This is a genomic window from Lysinibacillus telephonicus, from assembly GCF_003966145.1.
Taxonomy (GTDB): domain Bacteria; phylum Bacillota; class Bacilli; order Bacillales_A; family Planococcaceae; genus Ureibacillus; species Ureibacillus telephonicus.
Genome location: NZ_RXNR01000014.1, coordinates 58,139 through 84,200, shown reverse-complemented (window position 1 = coordinate 84,200; position 26,062 = coordinate 58,139). Strand labels below are relative to the sequence as shown.

Here is a 26,062-nt window from a genome sequence, read left to right as displayed (position 1 = left end):
TTTTTATAATCATTATCGTTACACAAAAAAATTAAACGGCTTAAGCCCTTTAGAATTCCGAGCTCAAGCCGCTTAAAATCTTTTTATTATTTATACTGTCTACTTGACGGGGAGCAGTTCACTTTCAAGAGGAAATGGTCAGTTTATTATTCCTAATATTGCTGGCACTTTACCGATAAATCGATTAGTTACTGGGAGCCCGATTACTGCTGGCAGCAACGTGACAGGAGGTAATGCGACTGAAGGTGGCAAAGGCCCATCTGGTGGGAATGCTATAACAAATTCAACTGGAGAAGCGGTCACTGGTGGTAAAGCTACAGAAGGTGGAGAAGGTCCTTCAGGCGGCAAGGCAGCGGAAGGTGGAGAAGGTCCTTCAGGCGGCAAGGCAGCAGAAGGTGGAGAAAGTCCATCAGGCGGGAATGTCCCAACTGGCGATTCGCTAACAGGAGGCGATTCAACTAAAGGTGGAGAAGGACCAAATGGGGGCCAAAATCCAACAGGTGGAGAAGGACCAAATGAGGGCCAAAATCCAACAGGTGGAGAAGGACCAAATGGAGGTCAAAATCCATCAGGTGGAGAAGGATCAAATGGGGGTCAAAATCCAACAGGTGGAGACGGACCAAATGGGGGTCAAAATCCATCAGGTGGAGAAGGATCAAATGGGGGTCAAAATCCAACAGGTGGAGACGGACCAAATGGGGGCCAAAATCCATCAGGTGGAGAAGGATCAACCGGAGGCGAAAATCCAACTGGAGATACATCAAATGGAGAAGCTGGGGATTCAGGTGGAAATACAAAAACTCCATCGCTTTTAAACATTTTTTTAAACTCAACAACTGAAGAAAACGGAATATGGGGTACTATTTCACAAACATTAAAAGATGCCAAAACTTATGCAACCTCTTTTGTTAAACCGGTATTAGAAGGAGCTGCTGCCACTTATGCTGGATTTAAATTTGAAAAGCTGGAATCTGGTAATTATAAGGTGCGCGGGAAATCCAGCTTAAAAAATCCGGTGTTGAATCATTTTTATAACAATTATAAAAAATATAAAATTGATGGCAAAGAGCGTTATATGCCAGCAGGCAAGTCCAATCAAAAACCTTTTAAGGTATCTAGCTTTTTTGATAGTAAAAAATTAGCACAAACGAAAAAAGATATTCTAGGCACTACTTGGAAAAACTTAAAGTCCGGTTTGAACGATGGATACAATGTCTTCTCTAAAAAGTTTTGGGCGAAATCAAATTTATCTAAATTAAATGGTCCACTATCTATTGCAGCTACTTTATTTGGAAATGTCGACAAACATGGAGCTAATGCATTCAAGTCTTCTAAGTTCTACGCTGATGTTACAGTAGATCTTGCAATTGGGGCGGGAACAACCGTAGCTTCTAGTGTTATATCAAGTGCGGTTACTGGTGCAATGGCTGGTTCTGTTGTCCCAGGTGTCGGTACGATTGTAGGAGCGGGCGTAGGGTTAGCAGTAGGATTAGGATCTGCTTGGTTCATGAACGGAACCTCAACAGGTCGTAAAGCTAAAGAATGGATTAGTAACAAAGTTAGCGAAGGTTACTCTTTTGCTGCTGATTTGGTAAGTAAAGGGGCTTCTAAGCTTGCTGATAAAGCTCAAGGATTATTTAACGGTGCAAAAAAATTATTTGGATTTGGATAACGGATTGCTCTTTTTGGGGCAATCCAATCCTAAAATAGTAGGTGAGATACTGATGTTTAATATGATGAAATTTTTTCAGGCAGTTGGAGCAAGTATTTTGTTAACCGTTGCCATTTCTTTTCTATTAGGTTTTATTCCAATAGAAAGTTACGGACTTTTCTTGTTTATTCAAACAATCCTAACATATGGAAGTATGGGTTTTTTTGCTGCAAAATGGAATACAGAAACACCATATACAGCTGCATATTTAGGAGCGATTGTAATTACATTTTTTAGTTTTATCCTATCTCACTTTGTTTTTAATATTTTAGTCTTTTCCGACCCAGAGGGAATTGGAAGAAGCTTGTCATATGCAGTAATCGTGAGTCTTTTATTTGCAGTTAGTACTGTATTTATTCGTAAGAAAAGAGAAGGTGTTCTCTAATGGTTCGAGAAATTTTTGATATCTATAATCGGAATTGGAGTCAGATTCTGATTTGGTCCTTTTTCATTATCCTACCAGTAACTATCATTTCTTTTTTGAGCATGATTTATGTAAATATGTCTGAAGAAGCAATTGCACCAGAGTATTTTTCTGTTTTCTTAATAATATTAAATTTTATTATTTGTATTCCACCTTTTATGAAAATGGTCATTGCTTATAAACAAGATCACGATATTAATCCAATTGAAGGAATTATTTATTTTATTAAGCAATTTGGGATTCTCTTTATTTTTACAACAATTTTTTATTTTGTTGCGGTAATTGGGATCTATTTTTTATTTATACCTACCATCCTTGCTCTTGTTTTTTTATTAGTTTTTCCATTCTTTTCAGAAGGTCGAAATGTTAAAGAAGTGTGCATAAAAACGATTCATGCTATTGTAAGAGAAAATATTTCATTAATTGGAGAACTCGTTATTATCTTTAGTATAAATATAGGATGTTGGGTAGTTTTGACGCTCTTTCTATCCCAGTATGATAACAATATTTTGGCTTTTATTATTATCCGAGTTTTATTGAACGCTTTAGTATTTCCTTTTATTTATATTTATTTAACATTGCGGTTTCGAAAGGAATTATCAAATCCATTGATTGATAATTAATTTTGAGTTGTATGGTGGAAACACAAGAATTACAAATAACAGGAAGTTTTTGAAAAAGTATAAAGGAATGGTGATACATGAAAGCTGAAAAAGAATGGGTGCCATTTAAAGAAAACTATATTTTTATTACGTTATTTGTGCATGTAGTGATAGGGTTTCTTGTTAGCTTTATGCCGGAAGAAAATGTTGTTAAATGGCTAATTATTAATTTGAGTATTGCAATTTTGTCAGCAATTCTAAGTTATATAATTTGGATTTTCCAAAAGCATAACAGTAAACGTTATTTTTCTCTACATTCTTTCGTCATGTTGATGGTGATAGTATATTATGCAATGTCCCCAGCTTTTAAAGCACTCTACCCTACAATCTTTTTTTGGTTGTTACTTATTGTTACAATTGGACTCATTAGCTTTTTATTATTTAAACAGGATGCCATAACAAGAGCGTTAGTAAATCCTCGAGAAATGTGGTTTAAAAATTTACTGTTTATTTATATTGGGATTATTTTATTTATTGGTGGGATAATGTGGGCTTATATCATTGCTTTTGATGCAGGTCCTTTTATCGGGGTTGCAATTATTTTCTATTTTATTGGTTTGCTTATGATGATGATTGCACCAGCGATGTTATCAACTCCTGAGAGAGTAAAACAATTAGAACAATAAAAGATGTAAGGCAGTGCAGCGATTAATTTATTATGATTACTTTTCAATTATACTCGTCATTATCACAGATTTATAAATAGTATTGACTATTATGATTATTTGAGTAACGTTTGATATCCTTACTTTCTCATAAATTGCTCATCACTGTGTTAATATTATTTTTCTGTAATTTGAAGGGATGAAGTGGATGGAAAAATTAATAAGAAATGAAAATAGTTTTAGTATCGATTTTAAAAAATTAAACCTCCTTGTCATGATTGTTTTGTCATTTATTACATTAGGAGCATACATAGGAGTTTGGTTCTTAAGAAATCGACATAGTATTGAGAATTTTAATTATAAAACAGGTATTCATTTTGGATTGTGGAGATTGTTTACGATTATATCATTTATATTCTTGTTTATTCAAATCTTTGGAAATTTTGTACTGAGTGACTATGGTATTGCAAATCTTGAATCTTATGAAATAATTTTCAACTTTTTCTTTATTGGATTACTTTACTATTCTATTTTCAGATTGCGTGAAATATTAGAACAAGAAGTTGATGTACCACTTAAGAATTATTTACTTTTCATCTTCCATGTATTTTATATTCAATATAAAATGAATCAAATTCAAACTTTACAATTAAAAGTAAAGAGATGATGAAATGACTTTTTAAAATAAAGTGTTTCTAACATCCAAAATTGGATTATTAGTGGCAGTTACTATTATTATATATTTTTTGCCCTCTTTATTATCATGATACCACCAGCGATGTTTAATAATAGAGATAACATAAATAGGCAATCGCCAAGGAAGGTGAGAGGATGGAAACAAGAAAAATATTAAAAAATGAAAGAGGTTCGCTTTCAATTGAGTTTTTAGGAATTCTTCCACTATATTTCTTACTTTTTCTTCTTCTTTGGCAAGTGGTTGCATCAGGCTATGCAGTCATTAGCTTAAAAGCTGCAGCATCCGATGCGGCAAAAGTATATGCGGTATCAGAAGATTATTATGAGACTAAAGAAGTAATCGATGAATCTATCGGCGGGGCTTCTATATTACAAGATCATCAATTTGTCATTCGAAATGTACCTGGAAGCTCAGATTTGTTTGAAATTACGATAACTGCTAAGCACCCATTAGTATTTCTTCCTGATAGTATTGCAGATTCAGCACTTATTACTTTAGACTCAAAGGCGATTGGGAAGGTGCTTGTCCCATGAAGCTCCTCAAAAATGAAAAAGGAAGTGCTGCAATTTATCTTCTGTGGATGATGACAGTTATTATCGTACTTTCAATCATTATCGTTAATGTTGTTCGAGTCTATGCTGTGAAGCAACAAGCATCCACAGCCGCACAGCTAGGAGCAATTGCCGCTACGAGTGAAATTTTAATCGCAACAGAGGATGCTATTAAAGAGTTTGATGAGGCAATGATGGAAGCTCTTGAAGAAGAAGAAGATTATGAGCCGCTTTGGGATATCATTGTAGAGAAGAAAAATGATTATCTTTCACTTGGTTATGCGGAAGAGGAGGCTTTTATTAAAGCCTTAAATGAAATTTTACCAGGAAGACTAGGTGACCCTATTTTAAAAAACTTTTTTGAGGTAAAATTTCGTTTAAATCCTACATTGAGTACAAATATGTACCGTTCGGCTCAAGAAGTGATTAAAGAAAATGAAGGAAATGAAGAACATCTCGAAATTCTCATTTCTTCCGATAAATATCGTGTAGAAGTACGAACCGATGCTACATATGAAACGATAACAGATGGCACTTTAATTGATTCGTTTACAAAAGATATACCACAAGAAGGGTATGGACCACCATTGAGCTATTTAAAATATGTTCTTAATTAAGTAAAATACTTGCTATCGAATAATAGAAAAGTAGAATTAGGAGAAATGCTCCCCCTATGGCAAACAGGCATAGGGGGAGCTTTTTGTGGTTTATTCTCAAGAATTTAGTCTTGAATTTTGCGACACGAAGTTGGAAACTGTTTTCACTATGTCAGTTGTTTAACAATTTAGGCAATTGAATTAAATAATCTCAAAATTATTACCTAAATGCCGCCTTACATTTCCTTAAAGTTATTTGCTTTGCCAAATCGTATTTTAAACTCTGTTCCACCTTCATTTGATAACACATCAATTTCTGCATTGTGCATGTCTATTAACTGTTTTGTTATTGCAAGACCTAATCCAGTGCCGTTTAAATCATCAGTTGTATTGGTGCCACGATAATAACGTTCAAATAGATTATCTAAATCTTCTTGTGGTATACCTGAACCATAATCTTTAACACTTAATATGACACTAAAATTTTCTTCCCAAGCTGTAATCTTTATGGGGGTACCTGCAGGTGTATGCTTTTTGGCATTGCCAACTATGTTTTCAATTATTCGATAAAGCAGCAATTTATCTGCTTCAATTATTACATTTCCACTTGTTTGAACAGTTACTTGATCATCTTGAAACTGTGCCAGCCATTTAGCCAAATCAACTTTTTCAAGACTCAATTGGACCGCCTTATTTTTTAATTGATACGTATAAGTTAAATCTTGAATTAAGGCATCCATGTAATTTGCTTTTTCTCGCATTGTTGCGGCAAATTCGCGAGTTTCCTCGGGCGACCAGTTATAGTCGCTTGATGAAAGCATAGTAGAATATCCGTAAATTGAACTTAATGGGGTTTTTAGATCATGCGATAGCCCGGTAATCCATTCTTCCCGAAGTTGTTCTGCCCGTTTTATTTGACGTTCGTTATAAGCTAAACGATTTGTTAAATTATCAATGGAATCATCTATAGGTTGGAATAGTTTATATTTCCTTTTTAATTTACCTGTTTTCTTGTGATGAATCCGCTCATCTATTGATTTGTTGTAATCAAATTTTGCTAGTTTTCCTATTCGAGATAAAATGTAAACGATAGGTCTAACAAATCGATTAGAGATGCCAAATGATAAAAGGATAATCCCAATTAATAAAATGATATGGAACACTACAAAGAAGAAAATAAGCATTAGCATTCCTTTATTAAAGTGTTCTTCAAAAGGTTGATAATAATCATTAGGCATACGTGCTACAAGGGTTGAGCCATCCGATAGAGATTTAGCTGACAACCATTCCTTTTGCTCAAAAATATCGGAGTTGTTTTGTACGATATCAGGCAAGTGAACTAGCGGTTTGCTATCTCCAAAGAGTGTTTCGCGCTTCCATCTTTCATCGTAAAGTTCAACTGAAATATTATGCTTCTCTAACTCTTTTTGTAATGAAGATGAAAAGCTAGCTGTTGCAGTCCATTCCATATTAATTTTTTTAAATAAAGGCTCCAGTGGGGATTTCGGTACAAAAAGCAAATAGTGGTTTGAAAGTTTCCATGTATGCAACCCCTTTGTATCCAACGCCAAAATTTCTTCCTTTGTCATGTTACAAAGCTCGCAAGTTTCCCCAGTGTAATCTAATACTTTCATTGTGTTGTTTACAAGATATAGCTGACCACTATTGTCTTCCGCCTGTTCTATAAGATAATCTGATAATTTGTAACTATTCTTTTCTTTAATAATTTCATCTTCAAATTCAAATCCATCAAATAAATGAATATCGTTCCCCGTATTTCCACTAATATAAAAGAAAAATGCAACAATGCTTCCAATCGTTCCAATGATAATAAAGAGGTAAAATAAAATAAAATATAAAATAAATCGAATGGTTAATTTACTTGAAGACTTCATTTTCCATCACCGACAAGTTTATAGCCTACGCCTCGTACTGTTACGATGCATGTTGGTTTACTTGGATTCTTTTCAATTTTTTCGCGCAGTTTTCGAATATGGACCATGACAGTATTATCATCAAATAAAAAATCACCCCAGACGTGCTGGTAAATTTGTTCTTTAGATAATACCTGTCCGGCATTTTCACAAAGATATGATAGTAAATAAAAAAGTCTGCCATTGATAATTTCACGCTGACCATCCACCCACAGTTCTGCAGCCTCAGAGTCAAAGGTAAAGCGGTCAAATTGAAAGAGGGTTGGCGTTTGTTTCTTTTGTTTTAAATATCGACCTAATTGAGCTTTAATACGCGCAACCAACTCTAATGGATTAAAAGGTTTTGTAATATAATCATCTGCTCCATTCATAAATCCACGAAGTTTATCCGCATCACTGCATTTTGCCGTTAAAAAGAAAATAGGCGCATCGCTGTTTTGCCGAATTATTTCTGCAATATCCAAACCGCTCCCATCTGGAAGCATGATATCTAATAAATAAAAATCATATGTATGCCGTTCTACGAGTTCCCTGCATTTTTTAATATTTTCACAAATATGTATGTGTTGAAATCCTTCCTTTCTTAAGATAATTTCAACCATGTCTGAAATGGCTCGTTCGTCTTCCAACACTAAGATAGATGCACAATTCATAAGTTCCCACCTACTAATTTAAGGTTATTTTAAGATAGCTATTATGTTAGCATAAGATTCCAATATTACATTATATTTATAAATTATCATAAAGGAGTAAAAAGATGGAATCGAAAAGAGTTTCTTTTATAGATGGTTTAAGGGGATTTAGTCTTCTTGGCATCTTACTTGCGAATTTATTAATTTTCCAATATGGCATGTTTGGAAAAGAATATATAAATTCTTCATCTTTTTTGGATGAAGGAGCATTAAAGTTTGTGAAAATCGCAGTCGAAGGTTCTGCAATGCCAATCTTTACAGTAGTCTTTGGTTATTCTCTCATTAAATTAGTAGAGTCTATTAGGAAAAAGGGAAGAAAAAGTCGCTGGTCGATAGTTCGCCGAAGCATCGGATTAATTGTACTTGGGTTGCTACATGCCACTTATTTATGGGAGGGGGATATTTTATTATTTTACGGAGGCATTATGCTTTTGCTCATCCCGTTTATAAATAGAAAGCCGAAAACACTTTTTATCTGGGCTTTTGTACTATTTGCTTTAACAATAGCCACAGGTTATGGGCAAGTAGAAGAAACGGAAAAAGAACAGCAAGAAATGATGCAGTATGTTGAGAAATCAAATGTAATAATGGCAAATGGAAGCTACGATGAAATTTACGATTTCCGAAATAATGTTATGCCTCCTGGATTTGAAGATCCAATCCTTATCATTATGTTACTTTTCTTCGCGCCATTAATGTATGCACCAATGTTTTTATTTGGAATGGGACTTGCGAAGATTCACGCATTTGAAGATATGGATAAGGAACGAAAGTGGTATGTAATTGGCTCATTTTTCGTACCTATTGGACTAATCTTTAAGGCACTTAGTCAAATAGAAAATGATTGGTCAAGCATTTTCTTACTAGGAGGCTCAATTATACTATCAATAGGTTACATTAGCTTTTTTGCATTAATATATAGAACGGAGATTTTCACACGTGTTCGCAAGATTTTTGAAAATGTCGGGAAGTTATCGCTGTCAAACTACATTTTGCAAACGATAATCTGTACCCTTGTCTTTTATGGTTATGGGTTAGGTTTTTATGGTCAACTGGGTGTTGCTACGGGCGTTTTAATAGGACTTGTCGTGTATAGCCTCCAGTGTTTTGCAAGTACACTTTACTTAAAGAAATTAAAACGAGGCCCGCTAGAAGTAATTTTACGTATGTGGACGAATTTTTCATTGAGCGGTAAAACGAAAGTGAAGGAAGTGAAACCCATTCATGCGGGAGAATAAAGAAGAATTTACAGACACTTGGTGGTTTTATTTATTAATGATTTTCGTTGCAGGGATTATTGTGGCATTTGCTACTTATTTAAGTTAAGGTTTTATATTGAAAATTCATAGAGAAAATTAATGTACGATCAGCCCCAATTGTTATTAAGACAATTGGGGCGTTTTATACGTAGATTATTCCTTCCTAATTTCCTTCAACAAAAATTGCTTACGTTGAGCGTTTACTAAGTAAATACTGATACCTACTAATAACATTCCAAAAAATAAATTCATTGTAATACTTTCATTTAAGAACCATGCACTAATAAAAACGGAAAGAATCGGAACTAAGAATGTAAATGCCCCAACTTTACTCGCTTCACCTTCGTTCATCAACTTATAATAAATGACTTGAGCAACTGCCATTCCAGCAGTTGTTCCCCATATTAAACTTAAGATCAGCCCTTTATTCCAAACAATTTGATTTATATCTTCGGTTATCAAACCACCAATTAATAAGATGCCTCCACCAATTATAAGCTGCATGACTACTATCCAGAAGGAATTAACTTTGTCGCGATTTTTCTTTACATAAACGACACCAATTGCCCAACTTAATGCAGTTGCAAGAGCTAAAATAACCCCTATTGCAGACAGATGAATAATTAGTCCATCGACACTAACGAAGATAATTCCAATAAATCCTATAATGAGACCAACTATTTTCGAAATGGTCATCTCTTCTTTTAAAAAGTACCATGCGAGAATTCCAAGAAGCACTGGTTGAAAATAGACGAGAACGGAAAACAATCCACCAGGCAAATAAATAAGTCCAACTGTTTGTATTCCTAAATAAAAGACAATATTTAAAATGGCAGAAATAATATAGTAAACCCAATTTTTTTTGAAATTAAGTAAATGGCGATTTTTCCATGCTATCAAAAGTAGAATAATTCCCCCAAAAAAAGCTCGAACACTGGCAAATAAAAGTGGCGGCATTAAAGAGACTGCGAATTTATAGATTGGCCAGCTTGCCCCCCAAACAACAATTAATATCGCTAACAAAGAATAAGAAACAATTTTTCTGCTTTCATTCCCCATCAAACAGCCCTCCTGCCATTTATGACATATCCCCAATGTATGCGGTATATGCTTGGAATGGAACGTTTCATATAAAAGCTTTTTGCTTATATTAATAGCTGGGGGATTTTTGATAAATTTATAGGTAATGTCTTTATAGGGGTTTCTTTAGTGTGATGTTTCTTAAGTGATGGGAGTATTTACGCGGTTTTAGGTGATATTTACGTGCTTTGAAGAGATATTTACGTGCTTTTGAATAGTATTTACGCGGTTTCGTTGCTTTTTTACGCGTTTTGGAATATTTAGGCGGTTTTAGGTGATATTTACGTGTTTTGCAGAAATATTTACGTGCTTTTGAACAGTATTTACGCGGTTTCACAGCTTTTTTACGCGTTTTGGAATATTTACGCGGTTTTGGGTGATATTTACGTGTTTTGCAGAAATATTTACGTGCTTTCGAATAGTATTTACGCGGTTTCGTTGCTTTTTTACGCGTTTTGGAATATTTACGCGGTTTTGGATGATATTTAGGCGTTTTGCAGAAATATTTACGTGCTTTCGAATAGTATTTACGCGGTTTCGCAGCTTTTTTACGCGTTTTGGAATATTTACGTGGTTTTAGGTGATATTTACGTGCTTTGAAGAGATATTGTTTACGTGCTTTCGAATAGTATTTACTCGGTTTCGTTGCTTTTTTACGCGTTTTGGAATATTTACGCGGTTTCGCAGCTTTTTTACGCATTTTGGGATACTTACGCGATTTTGGATGATATTTACGTGTTTTGCAGAAATATTTACGTGCTTTTGAACAGTATTTACGCGGTTTTGCAGCTGTTTTACCCGTTTTGAAATATTTACGCGGTTTTGGATGATATTTAGGCGTTTTGCAGAAATATTTACGTGCTTTTGAACAGTATTTACGCGGTTTCACAGCTTTTTTACGCGTTTTGGAATATTTACGTCGTGATTTTAGATGCAATTCCAAAAAACCAGCCCTATATAAAAAAGCCTATAGCACCAAAAAAGTCTGCTGTAGGCTAATTTCATAATGTATTAAATTATTCTCCGCTTTCTAAACTAATTTGCCATTCAACACCAAATTTGTCCTTTACCATTCCAAAAGCTTTGCTCCAAAACGTCTCTTGAAGTTCCATTTTAACAGTGCCGCCTTCTTTTAATCCTTCAAAGGCAGAGCGAAGGAGTGCTTCATCTTCACTAACAAGAGCTACAGTTACATTGTTACCCACAACATACGGAGAGCCTGGCCAAGTATCAGAAAACATAACTCTGCTGCCTGCAATGTTTAAATTAGCATGCATAACTAAATTTTTTGCTTCTTCGGGCATTGTATAACTTGGATCTTGTGGTGAGTCTCCAAATGTCATAATGTTAGGTGCTTCAGTCTTAAATACTTTTGAATAAAACTCTACTGCCTCACGACAATTTCCATTGAAAACTAAATATACTTCAACTGCCACTTGTTCCAACACTCCTTATCCATATTATTTGCTTTTTAATATCCGGCATATTATCTTATACCCACTCTTAAACAATTTAATCTAGTAGTAAGAAATCCCTTTAAAATTTCAAAAAAAATTTTCAAAATTGTACCTGAATCGTTTTACTACTTGAAGAACGAGAATAAAAAGGGAGAAGGTCATTTGCACCTAGTATATAGGTAATGCTAAAATGAAAACTGAGACTATATGGGAAGTGAAAATAATTCATGGCAAACATATTAAATAAAATTTTTGACTTAAATAAAAAAGAAATTAAAAAATTAAATAAAATTGCTGATCAAGTTGAGGCGCTTGCTTCTCAAATGGAGCAGCTAAATGATGAAGATTTAAAAGAAAAAACGACGGAATTTAAAGAGCGTTATCAAAATGGGGAAACATTAGAGCAATTGCTTCCAGAAGCATTTGCAGTTTGTCGTGAGGCGTCGCGCCGTGTTCTAGGCATGTATCCGTTCCGTGTGCAAATTATGGGTGCTGCAACATTGAACGAAGGTAATATTGCGGAAATGAAAACAGGGGAAGGGAAAACATTAACTTCCACTATGGCGGTATACTTAAATGCCATAACAGGCAAAGGTGTACATGTTGTTACAGTAAACGAATACTTGGCAAGCCGTGATGCGAACGAAATGGGACAACTTTATAATTTCCTAGGCTTATCTGTTGGATTAAATTTAAATAGCCTTTCAAAAGAAGAAAAACGTGAAGCTTATGCTGCTGATATTACATATAGTACAAACAATGAATTAGGTTTCGACTATTTGCGTGATAACATGGTGCTTTACAAAGAAGAACGTGTTCAACGGCCTTTATACTATGCAGTTATTGACGAGGTTGACTCAATTTTAATTGACGAAGCACGTACACCACTTATTATTTCTGGGCAATCTGGAAAAACAGCGAAACTTTATGTTCAATCAAATGCGTTTGTTCGTATGTTAAAAGCAGAAGAAGATTACACATATGATGAAACAACTAAAGGTGTTACATTGACGGAAAACGGTATCGGAAAAGCAGAGAGAGCTTTCGGTATTGATAATCTTTTTGATTTAACACATGTTCGTCTGCTTCATGCAATTAATCAGTCGTTAAAAGCACATGTATCGATGCACCGAGATGTAGATTATGTTGTGCAAGATGGTGAAATTATTATCGTTGATGGCTTTACAGGTCGTTTAATGAAGGGGCGCCGTTATTCTGATGGTCTCCACCAAGCGATTGAAGCAAAAGAAGGCGTAGAAATTCAAAATGAATCGATGACAATGGCTACAATTACGTTCCAAAACTACTTCCGCATGTATGAAAAACTGTCTGGGATGACAGGTACAGCCAAAACAGAGGAAGAAGAGTTCCGTAACATTTACAATATGCAGGTTGTTGTTATTCCAACAAATAAACCAATCGCGCGTGATGATAAACCGGATTTAATTTTTGCCACAATGAACGGTAAATTTAACGCAGTTGCGGCGGATATTGCAGAGCGTCATAAGGCTGGGCAACCTGTATTAGTTGGAACAGTTGCCATTGAAACATCAGAAATTATTTCGAAATTACTTGATAAACATAAAATTCCTCACAATGTATTAAATGCGAAAAACCATGAGCGAGAAGCAGAAATTATCGCAAATGCAGGTAATAAAGGTGCTGTTACAATCGCGACAAACATGGCAGGTCGTGGTACTGATATTAAGCTTGGCGAAGGTGTATTAGAGCTTGGCGGTTTAGCCGTAATTGGTACAGAACGCCATGAATCTCGCCGTATTGATAATCAGCTGCGTGGTCGTTCTGGTCGTCAAGGGGATCCAGGGGTAACGCAATTTTATTTATCGCTTGAAGACGACTTAATGCGTCGTTTCGGTACTGATAGAATGAAAAATGCGATGACTAAACTTGGGATGGACGATTCACAACCAATTCAATCTGGTATGGTATCTAAAGCAGTTGAATCTGCACAAAAACGTGTAGAAGGAAATAACTTCGATGCACGTAAACGATTATTGCAATATGATGATGTTCTTCGTCAACAACGTGAGGTAATCTATAAAGAACGTCGCGATGTTCTTGAAACAGAAAATATGCGGGCTCTTGTTGAAAATATGATTCAAGAGTCAATCGAGACGATTGTAGGTATTCATACACAGGGCGATCAAAAAGAGTGGAACTTCAAAGCAATCGAGGACTACATTCAAGCGAATCTTTTAGAAGAGGGTGCTATTAAAGCAAGCGATCTTGAAGGAAAATCGCCAGAAGAAATGATTCAATTCATTTATTCAGAAGTCCAAAAACGCTATGATGAAAAAGAAGAGCAACTAACGCCAGAACGTATGCGTGAGTTTGAAAAGGTAATTTTACTGCGCTCTATTGATACGAAATGGATAGATCATATCGATGCAATGGATCAATTGCGCCAAGGAATTCACCTTCGAGCTTACGGTCAAACGGATCCTTTACGCGAGTATGAACAAGAAGGATTTGCGATGTTTGAAGAGATGATTGCATCGATTCGTGAAGATGTTACGAAATATGCAATGAAGGCTCAAATTCGTAATAACCTTGAACGTGAAGAAGTAGCGAAAGGTCAAGCTGTAAATCCGAAAGAAGAGGCAGCACCAAAGAAAAAACAACCTGTTCGAAAAGCCGAAGATATTGGCCGCAACGATCCATGTCCATGCGGAAGCGGCAAGAAGTATAAAAACTGTCATGGTGCAGAGCAATAAGATTTTCAAAAATAATGGCGAACTTATCAAGTTACCATAGACTATTTTTGTATAAAAACAGTTTGAACCGTAGTCATCTTTTTGATGGTGCGGTTCTCTCAATTTAATTTACAGTACGGAGGATTTATTTACATGATTGAATTAGCAGATGTAAGAAATACGTTGGAAACTACAGCCTCAAAATTGGCGGACTTCAGGGGGTCTCTTTGACTTAGAAAACAAGGAGGCACGTATTCAAGAGCTTGATGAAGTGATGTTAATGCCGGATTTTTGGAACGACCAAAATGCTGCGCAAACGGTAATTAATGAGGCAAATGGTTTAAAAGCAATTGTTAATGAATTTAACGACCTTGTAACTACACAAGAAAATTTAGAAATGACGCTTGAGCTTTTAAAGGAAGAACCAGATGACGAATTGCAAGAGGAGCTTAGCAATGAGTTGGAAGAATTTGAGCGGAAAATGGATGCTTTTGAGCTTCAAATGTTATTAAGTGAGCCTTATGATAAAAACAATGCGATTTTAGAGTTGCATCCAGGTGCTGGTGGAACGGAATCACAAGACTGGGGTTCGATGCTGCTGCGCATGTATACACGCTGGGCCGATAAACACGGTTTTAAAGTAGAAACAATGGATTACTTGCCTGGGGATGAAGCGGGGATAAAATCCGTAACATTGTTAATCCAAGGTCATAATGCTTACGGCTATTTAAAAGCGGAAAAGGGAGTACATCGTTTAGTGCGAATTTCTCCGTTCGATTCAGCTGGACGCCGTCATACTTCCTTTGTTTCATGTGAAGTTATGCCAGAGTTTAACAATGAAATCGAGATTGAAGTACGAACTGAAGATTTAAAAATTGATACGTATCGTGCAACTGGTGCTGGTGGTCAGCATATTAACACGACTGACTCTGCTGTTCGTATTACACATATTCCTACAGGTGTCGTTGTATCATGCCAGGCAGAGCGTTCACAAATTAAAAACCGTGAAAAAGCAATGAGCATGTTAAAAGCGAAATTGTATCAACTTGAAATAGAGAAGCAACAAGCAGAACTTGACGCGATTCGTGGAGAACAAAAGGAAATTGGTTGGGGTTCTCAAATTCGTTCTTATGTATTCCATCCATATTCAATGGTAAAGGATCATCGTACTAATTTTGAAACAGGCAATGTCCAAGGTGTAATGGATGGAGATTTGGATGATTTTATTAATGCCTACTTACGTTCACGCATTGGATAATATTTTTACAGACCTTTCTGGCGGGGATTTTCCCTTTGTCGGGAGGGTCTTTTATATTAATTTAATTAGATTGATAGTGTGTTACAACTTATGAAGTAAGAAGTGAACTTGAAGTTATAGGAATCGAAAAGGGCTTAATTGTGAGTCATCCTATGAAAACGATTGAGCTGGTCTATAAAGTGTCCATTTAAGATAACTTACTACTAAACTAAACTTCCCCTGAATAGCATACCTACTGCTCATTATCTTTATATTGGGTTATGTTGTTAACAAATTAGCAAAATTGTATAAAGTTTGGTTAGATTTTAAAAAAGCACCTCACCTATCGAGGTAGTTATATTGAAGAAGAGAATAGAAAGGGAGAGAACAATCTCGTTTTGCAACGTAGATTTCTTATAGTGAAGTATTTGTTTTTGGTTTAGCAATTAGTTATTTAGTATCATTATTAATAGACGGAGAAGTATCACATGAATTAACTTACGACTTTGGTATTTTCAATAAACCATTATCAGGCAATTAAAGGATAAAAGTTATTTTTTAATCTTTTAGAACGGTCCATACTAAGCTTAAAAAATTAAATTACTTCATTGTCATATTACATATTTAACGGTTTAATCCCCTAACACCCAGCCGCAGTAAGTAACCAAAACTTAATTATTATCTCATCATCATATGCCATCTTCAACTTATCCATTTCCCTTCCATAAAACACCATCATAACAAGATTGCATTTTTTCGAGTTTGATGTAATATAATAAAAGGAACAAATGTTCGATTAGGAGGGTTATTTGATGGCACATATCCCCATTGAAACTGTCCCATATTTAGAAGCGGCTATTTATTTACCAATGCTGCTAATCGTTTTAGAAAAAGATCATGCACAAATTGAGGCAGGGCAGTTTAAATTAAAGCGACCGTACATTTTTTTAATTGATGAAGCTAGAAGAAATGCTGAAGAAGACTTAAAAAAAACGAAGGCGTATTTAAAAAATCGTAGTTTAAAAGTAGTGAAAGGGCAACGTGATGAAATGTTTACAGAGTATCATTTTCATTACCATCAATTGATGGAAGTGAGAAGGTATTCAAATATACGCCTTCGAAATCATGTTGAACATTTGCTTAACTTCTACTTAAACAAAGCCTCAAACGTTATTCAAAAGGACATTCATTTTGAAAGCCAGTCCATTTTGAATCAATAAAGTGTTCGCATGGTGCTTCAAATAAATAGTTTTTTCATAAGCAAGCAAATATCTGTTTGCATAATTTACTTTGAAAACTGTTTCCATACTAAAGCAAGCTGTAAACTTTTGCGATTATCGGAACGCTTAGCTTAATAATACATTTCCTTCAACTTCAGTATGCTATATTAGTTTTTTCAAAAAGGCATTTCATTTTGGAAAATTAACCGCTCATTAGTGGCGTATTTTTGCAGCATAGATGCACTGACATATTGAGAGCAGAAGGAAGAGTAATTAACGTTAAGCAACAGTTCTTTTCCATCCTTTAATGTAATCTCTGTACAATCTTTGGAACGACGAATGTTTGTTACTGCATGCAGTCCTATCCAAACATTGCTTGGTGAAGCAGGTGAAAGCAATGGGAAGAATACACAAGGTATACCATAATCATGTGAAATAATGATTGGCAGTTTATGTTTTTCTTTACCGAAAAATCGTTTTGATACCGCACGAGCTGCTTTATAATTGTTACCCATCACCTGACAAGATTTACGAACGATGTAAATTGGTTTTCTTCCAACAATTACTTCTCCAGTTTTGTCATAAACACGCGAGAAAAGCTTGTCCTCATGTTTCACCGGTTCAATAAGGTAACTGTTAAACGAAAGATGATAATAATCGACAACATTTACGTTTTCCAACATAGGTATCCTCCTTTTCATTGTTATAAAATGGAAATAGTCGATATAAAAACATAATAGTATGTTTTTCGAGCAAATTCAACATTGATTTTACAAATTTTAGGGAACTGTCCAAATTTAAAATTTGGCCCATTATTTTGTAAGGTTAATTACTTCAAAATAATAATCGAATGCCTAAAACTTCTATTAAAAAATAAATAAAGTATAAAAGTATGAAACTTCAGCCGTAAATCTACAGCTAATAGAAAGCAAAGTAGTAAAAAATTCACCTATTTTTCAGAATATATTGCAAATTGAAATTTGATTTTTTATAATAGAAAAAAGGGAATCGGGGTGATATCGATGGATAAATATTATTCATATACAGATTTTATTAAGGCAGTAGGAAGCTACCAACATGTAAATGAATCTGAAAAATTATTGAATGACATTTATTTGGACTTGTTTTTAAACCGGATGCAAAGATTGCAAAGAATTGAACAGTTAAAAGATCTCATCGATAATGCATTAGATGAACGAAATAAAGATGCTTTTTATTCTTACACTAAAGAGTTAAATGAATTGCAGGAAACACAGGAAATGGAAGAAAGCCAAGAAACACAAGAGTCGATAAATTAAAATGAATATAAAATGAAAAATCAAAAAGTCGCTGAACAGAAGAATGTCTTGCTAGTAATTGGACAAATTCGGTTTTAGCGACTTTTTATTTGATTTTTTTACAAAAAATTGATGATAGTCACTTGATTAAATTCAATGTATAGTTACATTAGTAGAGAAAGTAGCAAAAGGAGGGTCCTGTCTTTGGTATCTTCAAAAGACGTTGCAAAACATGCAGGAGTATCTCAAACAACAGTTTCACGTGTTTTAAACACTCCAGAACTAGTTAAAAAGCCTACAATTGACAAAGTAATGAAGGCAATCCAGGAATTAAACTATATTCCAAATGCCCATGCTCGATCCCTCGTCCAAAATAAGACTTACACGATTGCTCTTTTATCAGGGCCATTACATAATCCGTTTTTCGTCGATACAACTACAGCCATTGTGAATTATGCAAATTCAAAGGGGTATCGTGTTAATGTACAGTTTGTAAACGATAAGAAGCTAACGGAAGCCTATGCAACAGCATTTGAGCAAAAGGTGGACGGGATTATTTTATCGTGTATTTTAATAGATGATCCAATTTTTGAGAAGTTAGAAAAAATGGACATTCCTTTCATTACATATAATCGCAAGCATAAAAATAATCGTCAGTTTGTAGAAATAGATAACTTTGAAGCAGGTTATTTGTCAGCAAAGCATCTAATTGAACTTGGTCATACAAATATTGCTTGGGTTGGCGGTCCATTAACAATGAGTACATTTAATAACCGATATCATGGGTTTTTAAAAGCGATAAAAGAGTACCAACATTCCGTTTCAGCAGAATATATAATTCATACAGATACTTCAAAAATGGATGTTTCAAGAGCGTTTCAAAAACTAATACATTCGAAAAATAGGCCAACAGGAATATGTGCAGGTTCGGATTCACTTGCATTATATTTAATGGATGATGCCATTTATGCTAATTTAAGCGTACCTGAAGACATTAGTATTATAGGTATAGACAATGTAGACATTAGTCAACATGCATCCATTCAATTAACAACTGTAGGGAGTATATCTAAAGAAAATTTAGGCTTTTTGGCTATTAATAAATTAATAGAATTGATTGAAAATAAAAAAAACTCTTGCGTTAAAATTACGGAGTCTGTTAGAATTTATTCTAGAAAAACGACTCGTAAAATATAAAACAAACTTTTTTAAAAGTTTGTTTTATATTCAAAAATGAATACGTAACCATTATAATCCTAATTTGATAATTGTTGATTTTAGTAAATAATGATTGCGGCAAAAGTTGAACATTATCTTAATCCAATAACAAAGTAGCTAAAAGCATATCTGCTATATCGAAAATCAATAGAGTAACAAATTTTTTTAAAACCAAAAATGGTTACGTATTCATTTTGTTAAGTCGACATCAATAAATATAGGAGGGAAACTTTTTTATTTAATGTAAGGGGTTACAAAAAGGGGAGGAGTAATACATTATGTTATGGAAAAATAGGAAATTTGGTGAAGAGTCACCACATATACCAGCAGGGCCTTTTAAAATTCGATTGCCATTTATTCATTATCGCTTTGAGTGGCCTGATTATGTTCAAGGTTTATTAATGTGTGCGGTGGATTTGTCGGCCATTCCAATATTAGTCGAATTGTTGGGAATGCCATTTGAAGTAGCTTTGGCTATTGTCGTCTTAAATGGACTTTTCTACTTACTGCATCATTTACTAGGAGATCCAACTGTGCCAGGGTGGATTACACCAGCCATACCGTTGATTACTTTATATTGTTCACAGTTTCCAGAAGGGCCAGAGCGAGTACACTCCTTAATTGCCTTTCAGATGACACTAGGGATTCTTTCATTAGTTTTGGGAGCAACAGGTTTAGCAGCGAAAGTAGTAGGATTAATTCCGTCTGCTATGAAGTCAGGGATTATTCTTGGTGCAGGGCTGGCAGCAGTAATTTCAGTGTTCCAGATTGGAGGAAGATTTGAATCTTTCCCATGGACTATTACTATTGCGATAGGAATTGCTTTTTATCTATTATTCTCTAAACATTTTTCAAAATTCCAGCACAAAAATCGCTTTTGGGGGCTTATAGGAAAGCTTGGGATTTTCCCAGTTATTCTTCTAGCGGTAATTATTGCACCTATATTTGGGGAAGCAGCATGGCCATCTATAGAGTGGGGCTTTTCTGCACCTGACTTTGTAACATTGTGGAATGAATATACGATTTTTGGCTTAGGTTTCCCACCAATTATGATGTTTATTACCGCATTACCAACAGTATTGGCAGCGTATATTGTGCTATTTGGTGATGTGTTACAAACAAAAGCATTGGTTGAGGACGGTGCTGCTGTACGAGTAGATGAAAAAGTAGATTACAGCCCAAGCCGTGCACATTTAATTTTTGGAATTCGTAACAGTGCCATGAGTATTTTAGGTCCTGACGTAACAATGTGTGGTCCAATTTGGTCTGCAATGCAAGTTGTTATGGTGGAACGATTCAAAAAAGGTAGAAAGGCGATGGATTCCTTCTTTGGGGGTATTGGATCATTCCGTTGGGGAACAAACACAGGGCTATTCTTGTTGCCAATTGTAAGCTTAGTAGAGCCAATTTTAGGGGTAGCACTTGCTTCAACGATGTTAATCCAAGGCTATGTAAGTGTGAAGGTTGGAATATTAGAAGCGCGAAGTCAAACTGATCTAGGGGTTGCTGGAATCATTGGTGCCATACTCTGTATTAAAGGCGCAGCATGGGCTTTCGCTGCAGGAATTATCCTTTGTTTATTAATTTACGGAAAGAATTTCTTTAAAGGAGAAGTCGATAATACATTTACAAAAGACCAACAAAATGGAAAAGGAGACTTAAACGTAGATGGAAAGAATGATGAAGAACGAGAGCTTCTTAATGTTTAATTCAAAGGAAAAAAAGTACTACGTTAACGGTGAATGGAAATCTTCTGAAAAATATGCAGAGCTTGTTTCACCATATACAAAAGAAACAATTGCTTTAATTCCACAAGCAACACGTGAAGAAGTAGAGGAAGTCATTGATGTTGCATACGAAACGAGACAGCAAATGGCGGAATTAACTGCTTATAAACGAGCTGCTATTTTAGAGCATATTGCCCAACTTTTTATTGAGAATAGACAACAAGCAGCTGAAATCATTTCTTTAGAATCAGCTAAGCCGATAAAGTTTGCATTAGCTGAAATCGACCGTACAATTGAAACTTACAAATTTGCGGCGGAGGAAGCAAAACGCTTAACTGGTGAAATGATTCCGATGGATGCCGCTAAAAATGGGGCAAATCGCTTCGGTTATACAATAGAAGAGCCTCTCGGGGTTATCGGTGCTATTACGCCGTTTAATTTCCCACAAAACTTAGTAGCACATAAAGTAGGGCCTGCTATTGCAGCGGGAAATACAATCGTATTAAAGCCAGCTTCGCAAACACCTTTATCAGCACTTTTTCTAGCAGAATTGATAGATCAAACGGAGTTGCCAAAAGGAGCTTATAATGTAGTAACAGGTAGTGGCGGCACGGTTGGAGATGCATTGGTAGAAAGCGATAAAGTAAAAATGATTACATTCACAGGTAGTCCAGCAGTAGGGATTAGTATTCGAAATAAAGCTGGATTAAAGAAGGTCGCACTAGAACTCGGTTCGAATGCAGGCGTTATTATCGACAAAGGTGTGGACTTATCTAAAATTGTATCGAAATGTGTAACAGGTGCTTTTTCAAACCAAGGACAAGTGTGTATTTCATTGCAGCGCACATATGTAATGGACGAGTTATTCGATGAATTTATTCAACAATTTGAGGCTGGAACAAAAAAGTTAGTTATTGGGAGTCCTTTAGAGGAATCAACTGATATTTCAGCTATGATTCATCCAAAAGAGCAAGAGAGAGCACTTTCTTGGATTCAAGAAGCAGTTCAAAATGGAGCAAAAATTATTACGGGCGGCACGATTGACAATGGTGTCTTGATGCCTACGATTTTAACTGATGTACCGTCCGATGCTAAAGTATCGTGCCAGGAAGTGTTTGCACCGATAGTTGTCGTTTCTCGAATTTCTAGTATTGAAGAAGGCATTGAAGCAATTAATGATTCCAACTACGGGTTACAAGCTGGGATCTTTACAAATAACATTCAAACAGCTTTTAAAGCTTCAAAATTATTTGAAGTTGGCGGCGTAATGATAAATGATATTCCAACATACCGTGTTGACCAGATGCCATATGGTGGTGTAAAGGAAAGTGGGACAGGTAAAGAAGGTTTAAAATATGCCATACATGAAATGACGGAAACAAAGCTAATTGTTTGGAACCAAAGTGAGGAGTGATTGGACATGTCTGAAAAAATTACATTTCCACCGGTCAGTTTTACAGGATGGGATTCGTTATCTCACTTAGTAGATGAAGTAAATCGTTTCGAAGTGAAAAAAATCCTTGTCATCACTGATCCATTTTTAAAAAATATTGGATTAACTAATAAAATCGTTGAACCATTGGAAAAAGTGGGCTATATAACTGAAGTTTATACAGAGGTCGTACCTGAACCACCGCTTGCGATTGGAGAAAAGTTAGTTGCTTACACACGAGAGCATCAATTCGATATGGTGATTGGCGTCGGAGGAGGTAGTGCGCTTGATTTAGCAAAGCTTGCAGGCGTTTTAGCTTCACATGAAGGCTCTGTTGCTGATTACCTAAACTTAACAGGAACAAAGGAAATTACACATAAAGGACTTCCTAAAATATTAATCCCTACTACTTCGGGAACAGGTTCGGAAGTTACGAATATTTCTGTATTATCGCTTGAAACAACAAAAGATGTCGTGACACATGATTATTTAATAGCGGATGTTGCGATTGTTGATCCTGCTTTAACTATTTCTTTACCACCTAAAGTGACGGCCGCAACGGGGGTAGATGCACTGACTCATGCAGTTGAAGCTTACATTTCTAAAAATGCAAGCCCCGTATCAGATGCACTTGCATTACAGGCGATTCGTTTAATCAGTAATTCTATTCGTACTGCTGTTTCTAATGGTGAAGACAAACAAGCTCGTACAGATATGAGCTACGGAAGTTATCTTGCTGGGCTGGCCTTCTTTAATGCAGGTGTAGCTGGTGTCCATGCCTTAGCTTATCCTATTGGAGGACAGTTCCATATTGCCCATGGAGATTCCAATGCCGTTTTACTTCCATATGTCATGGGGTACATCCGTCAAAGCTGTGAGAAACGAATGAAAGATATATATGAAGCGATGGGCTTTAGCGCAGTAAACTTATCCCAAGAAGAAGCATCTTACAAATGTGTAGACGAATTAAAAAGGTTAGTAGAGGATGTAAATATTCCATCTACTTTACAAGGATTCAATATTACTGAGGATGCGCTTGAAAGTTTAACAAAGGATGCTATTGAACAAAAGCGGATTTTAGCACGGAGCCCAATGCCATTATTACGAGAAGATATTTTGTCGATTTATAAAGCAGCGTTTGAAGGGAAAATTGCTGAAAAAAATAGTTTAGAAAAAATTCATTAAAAACAAGCTTGTGTTGTCCGAAAAACAAAAAAGTGCACTTCAGAACCAAAACTGAAGTGTACTTTTTTCTTTTAAGAAAATAAAAATTTAGATTTACAGATAACTTTATGTTGAAGCATATTTCTTTTTTAGCAGGGGACAAGTAGACTTTGTACACAAGTCATAGAGCTGTGGTGTAAGACTCTATAATCGTCTAAGTGCTTTGTATAATGCACTCTCAGATTTAGTAAATTACTTCTTATCTTTATATCTCACTGCTGGTTTGTAATAATAGGTTGTTTCCTTACAAATGGGGAGAAGTAAAAAGTTGAGGAATATATGTTCGCTTTTTGTTCGAAATTTCTAAATGGTTATGCTAAAATAAAATACAAGAATTGGGTGAAAGGACGATCTACGAATGGCCGAAACTTTTGAATTGTATTCTGCCTATGAACCAAGCGGCGATCAGCCGAATGCCATTGCGGAGCTTGTTAAAGGCATAAAGGATGGCAAAAGGCATCAAACTTTGCTTGGGGCAACAGGTACGGGGAAAACATTTACCATTTCCAATGTAATAAAAGAAGTAAAGAAGCCAACGCTGGTGATTGCACATAATAAAACACTGGCAGGACAGCTATACAGCGAATTTAAACAATTTTTCCCAAACAATGCGGTTGAATATTTTGTCAGCTACTACGATTATTATCAGCCGGAAGCTTATGTTCCACAAACGGATACCTATATCGAAAAAGATTCAAGCATTAATGATGAAATCGACAAGCTGCGACACTCCGCTACATCAGCATTGTTTGAACGACAAGATGTCATCATTATAGCTTCTGTGTCTTGTATATATGGTTTAGGGAATCCAGAGGAATATCGTGAAATGGTTGTATCTGTCCGAACTGGGATGGAAATTGAACGCAATCAATTGTTGAGAAAACTCGTAGACATACAATATGAACGGAACGATGTAAACTTTACACGGGGTACATTTAGAGTTCGAGGAGATGTAGTCGAAATTTTCCCAGCATCTAGAGATGAAAAATGTATTCGTGTTGAATTTTTTGGCGATGAAATTGATCGAATTCGGGAAGTGGATGCTTTAACTGGTGAAATTATGGGTGACCGCGATCATGTAGCTATTTTCCCAGCTTCCCACTTCGTTACACGAGAAGAGAAAATGTTAAAGGCTATTGAAAATATTGAGGCTGAGCTTGAAGAGCAGCTTGCAAAATTCCGAGCAGAAGATAAACTGCTTGAAGCGCAGCGTTTAGAGCAAAGAACAAACTATGATTTAGAAATGATGCGTGAGATGGGCTTCTGTTCAGGAATCGAAAACTATTCCCGTCATTTAACGTTGAGAGAAGCGGGAGTAACACCTTATACATTGCTAGATTATTTCCCCAAAGATTTTTTATTAGTTGTGGATGAAAGTCACGTAACTTTGCCGCAAATACGCGGAATGTATAATGGGGACCAAGCTCGTAAGAATGTATTAGTAGAACACGGTTTCCGCTTACCATCAGCACTTGATAATAGACCATTAAAATTCGAAGAGTTTGAACAGCATATACATCAAGCCATTTACGTTTCAGCAACTCCTGGCCCCTATGAAATCGAACATACACCAGAGATGGTTGAGCAAATTATACGTCCAACTGGACTGCTCGACCCAACAATTGATGTTCGTCCAATTGAAGGACAAATTGACGATTTAATCGATGAAATAAATGAACGGGTTCGACAAAATGAACGTGTTTTAATTACAACGTTAACGAAGAAAATGTCAGAAGATTTAACAGACTATCTGAAGGAAATCGGCATCAAAGTCGAGTATCTTCACTCTGAAGTTAAGACGTTGGAACGAATTGAAATCATACGCGAGCTTCGAAAAGGAACATATGATGTTCTCGTAGGAATCAATTTATTGCGTGAAGGACTAGATATTCCAGAAGTATCTCTTGTTGCAATCCTTGATGCTGATAAAGAAGGATTTTTACGTTCAGAACGTTCACTTATTCAAACGATTGGACGAGCTGCCCGAAATGCGAATGGACATGTAATTTTATACGCAGATAACATGACTGATTCAATGAAAAAAGCAATCGATGAAACAAAACGTCGTCGTACAATTCAAGAGGCATACAACAAGGAACACGGTATAACACCAAAAACAATTCAGAAGAAAATTCCAGATTTAATTCGCGCAACGCAGGCTGCAGAAGAAGAAGAGACATATGCAACAAAAGTGACGAAGGGCAAAAAGCTGTCAAAAGCAGAAATCGAGAAATTGATTGCATCGCTTGAAAATGAAATGAAGGAAGCCGCCAAAGCACTTGATTTTGAACGTGCAGCAGAATTAAGAGATACGATATTTGAACTGAAGGTAGAAGGGTGACCAA

The 26,062-nt window shown here is 35.7% G+C and carries 23 protein-coding genes; 17 read left to right on the top strand and 6 right to left on the bottom strand.

Annotated features, from left to right (window positions below):
• Positions 1 to 103 precede the first annotated feature (103 nt).
• The 7 genes from EKG35_RS07030 to EKG35_RS07000 all read left to right on the top strand — a co-directional run bounded on the left by EKG35_RS07030 (position 104) and on the right by EKG35_RS07000 (position 5,267).
• Positions 104 to 1,672: an ICP22 family protein gene (locus EKG35_RS07030; protein ID WP_126293732.1), complete on the top strand. Its 1,569-nt coding sequence runs from the start codon at positions 104 to 106 to the stop codon at positions 1,670 to 1,672.
• 52 nt (positions 1,673 to 1,724) lie between these two features.
• The gene (locus tag EKG35_RS07025) at positions 1,725 to 2,096 is read left to right on the top strand and encodes a hypothetical protein (protein WP_126293731.1); all 372 of its coding nucleotides are present in this window, start codon (positions 1,725 to 1,727) and stop codon (positions 2,094 to 2,096) included.
• On the top strand, positions 2,096 to 2,758 hold the full coding sequence (locus EKG35_RS07020; RefSeq protein WP_126293730.1) for a hypothetical protein: 663 nt from the start codon (positions 2,096 to 2,098) through the stop codon (positions 2,756 to 2,758). Before EKG35_RS07025 ends, EKG35_RS07020 begins: the two co-directional genes overlap by 1 nt.
• Before the next feature lie 77 nt (positions 2,759 to 2,835).
• Positions 2,836 to 3,423, top strand: coding sequence for a hypothetical protein (locus EKG35_RS07015; protein ID WP_126293729.1), 588 nt, complete (start codon positions 2,836 to 2,838; stop codon positions 3,421 to 3,423).
• A gap of 187 nt (positions 3,424 to 3,610) precedes the next feature.
• Complete coding sequence (locus EKG35_RS07010; RefSeq protein WP_126293728.1) at positions 3,611 to 4,069, top strand: DUF4234 domain-containing protein; 459 nt, start codon at positions 3,611 to 3,613, stop codon at positions 4,067 to 4,069.
• Positions 4,070 to 4,233: 164 nt separating this feature from the next.
• Positions 4,234 to 4,632, top strand: a complete 399-nt coding sequence (locus EKG35_RS07005; RefSeq protein WP_126293727.1) for a TadE/TadG family type IV pilus assembly protein — start codon at positions 4,234 to 4,236, stop codon at positions 4,630 to 4,632.
• The gene (locus tag EKG35_RS07000; protein WP_126293726.1) at positions 4,629 to 5,267 is read left to right on the top strand and encodes a pilus assembly protein TadG-related protein; all 639 of its coding nucleotides are present in this window, start codon (positions 4,629 to 4,631) and stop codon (positions 5,265 to 5,267) included. Before EKG35_RS07005 ends, EKG35_RS07000 begins: the two co-directional genes overlap by 4 nt.
• Positions 5,268 to 5,482: 215 nt before the next feature.
• On the opposite strand, the gene EKG35_RS06995 is transcribed toward EKG35_RS07000, so the two are convergent.
• Positions 5,483 to 7,141 (bottom strand): sensor histidine kinase, encoded by a 1,659-nt coding sequence (locus EKG35_RS06995; RefSeq protein ID WP_126293725.1) that lies wholly within the window; start codon positions 7,139 to 7,141, stop codon positions 5,483 to 5,485.
• A complete protein-coding gene (locus EKG35_RS06990; protein ID WP_126293724.1) occupies positions 7,138 to 7,833 on the bottom strand; it encodes a response regulator transcription factor in 696 nt (231 codons plus the stop codon). Before EKG35_RS06990 ends, EKG35_RS06995 begins: the two co-directional genes overlap by 4 nt.
• A gap of 104 nt (positions 7,834 to 7,937) precedes the next feature.
• On the opposite strand from EKG35_RS06990, the gene EKG35_RS06985 reads away from it, so the two are divergent.
• Entirely contained in the window at positions 7,938 to 9,110 is a 1,173-nt protein-coding gene (locus EKG35_RS06985; protein WP_126293723.1) for a DUF418 domain-containing protein, read from the top strand.
• Positions 9,111 to 9,284: 174 nt separating this feature from the next.
• On the opposite strand, the gene EKG35_RS06980 is transcribed toward EKG35_RS06985, so the two are convergent.
• From EKG35_RS06980 to EKG35_RS06970, 3 genes are all read right to left on the bottom strand, one after another.
• Positions 9,285 to 10,190 (bottom strand): DMT family transporter, encoded by a 906-nt coding sequence (locus EKG35_RS06980; RefSeq protein WP_126293722.1) that lies wholly within the window; start codon positions 10,188 to 10,190, stop codon positions 9,285 to 9,287.
• Positions 10,191 to 10,323: 133 nt separating this feature from the next.
• A complete protein-coding gene (locus EKG35_RS06975; RefSeq protein ID WP_126293721.1) occupies positions 10,324 to 11,100 on the bottom strand; it encodes a hypothetical protein in 777 nt (258 codons plus the stop codon).
• Positions 11,101 to 11,227: 127 nt separating this feature from the next.
• On the bottom strand, positions 11,228 to 11,647 hold the full coding sequence (locus tag EKG35_RS06970) for a VOC family protein (RefSeq protein ID WP_126293720.1): 420 nt from the start codon (positions 11,645 to 11,647) through the stop codon (positions 11,228 to 11,230).
• 248 nt (positions 11,648 to 11,895) lie between these two features.
• Between EKG35_RS06970 and secA the strand changes: the two genes are divergently transcribed.
• From secA to EKG35_RS06955, 3 genes are all read left to right on the top strand, one after another.
• On the top strand, positions 11,896 to 14,403 hold the full coding sequence (gene secA / locus EKG35_RS06965) for a preprotein translocase subunit SecA (RefSeq protein WP_126293719.1): 2,508 nt from the start codon (positions 11,896 to 11,898) through the stop codon (positions 14,401 to 14,403).
• 132 nt (positions 14,404 to 14,535) lie between these two features.
• A protein-coding gene (prfB, locus tag EKG35_RS06960) for a peptide chain release factor 2 (RefSeq protein WP_410798868.1) occupies positions 14,536 to 15,640 on the top strand; the annotation gives its coding sequence in 2 pieces (ribosomal slippage) (positions 14,536 to 14,610 and positions 14,612 to 15,640; 1,104 coding nt in all).
• 791 nt (positions 15,641 to 16,431) lie between these two features.
• Positions 16,432 to 16,839: a YhjD family protein gene (locus EKG35_RS06955; RefSeq protein WP_126293718.1), complete on the top strand. Its 408-nt coding sequence runs from the start codon at positions 16,432 to 16,434 to the stop codon at positions 16,837 to 16,839.
• A 176-nt stretch (positions 16,840 to 17,015) separates the two neighbouring features.
• On the opposite strand, the gene EKG35_RS06950 is transcribed toward EKG35_RS06955, so the two are convergent.
• Positions 17,016 to 17,522 carry a competence protein ComK gene (locus tag EKG35_RS06950; RefSeq protein ID WP_185807667.1) on the bottom strand — a complete coding sequence of 169 codons (507 nt, stop codon included), beginning with the start codon at positions 17,520 to 17,522 and terminating at the stop codon, positions 17,016 to 17,018.
• A gap of 339 nt (positions 17,523 to 17,861) precedes the next feature.
• Between EKG35_RS06950 and EKG35_RS06945 the strand changes: the two genes are divergently transcribed.
• The 6 genes from EKG35_RS06945 to uvrB all read left to right on the top strand — a co-directional run bounded on the left by EKG35_RS06945 (position 17,862) and on the right by uvrB (position 26,058).
• Positions 17,862 to 18,137 (top strand): IDEAL domain-containing protein, encoded by a 276-nt coding sequence (locus EKG35_RS06945; RefSeq protein ID WP_126293716.1) that lies wholly within the window; start codon positions 17,862 to 17,864, stop codon positions 18,135 to 18,137.
• 183 nt (positions 18,138 to 18,320) lie between these two features.
• Positions 18,321 to 19,313, top strand: coding sequence for a LacI family DNA-binding transcriptional regulator (locus EKG35_RS06940; protein WP_126293715.1), 993 nt, complete (start codon positions 18,321 to 18,323; stop codon positions 19,311 to 19,313).
• A 299-nt stretch (positions 19,314 to 19,612) separates the two neighbouring features.
• Positions 19,613 to 21,043 (top strand): hypothetical protein, encoded by a 1,431-nt coding sequence (locus EKG35_RS21225; protein ID WP_126293714.1) that lies wholly within the window; start codon positions 19,613 to 19,615, stop codon positions 21,041 to 21,043.
• Entirely contained in the window at positions 21,003 to 22,475 is a 1,473-nt protein-coding gene (locus EKG35_RS06930; protein ID WP_410799041.1) for an aldehyde dehydrogenase family protein, read from the top strand. Before EKG35_RS21225 ends, EKG35_RS06930 begins: the two co-directional genes overlap by 41 nt.
• A gap of 6 nt (positions 22,476 to 22,481) precedes the next feature.
• Complete coding sequence (locus EKG35_RS06925) at positions 22,482 to 23,678, top strand: iron-containing alcohol dehydrogenase (RefSeq protein ID WP_126293713.1); 1,197 nt, start codon at positions 22,482 to 22,484, stop codon at positions 23,676 to 23,678.
• A gap of 397 nt (positions 23,679 to 24,075) precedes the next feature.
• Complete coding sequence (uvrB, locus tag EKG35_RS06920) at positions 24,076 to 26,058, top strand: excinuclease ABC subunit UvrB (RefSeq protein ID WP_126293712.1); 1,983 nt, start codon at positions 24,076 to 24,078, stop codon at positions 26,056 to 26,058.
• Positions 26,059 to 26,062 lie beyond the last annotated feature (4 nt).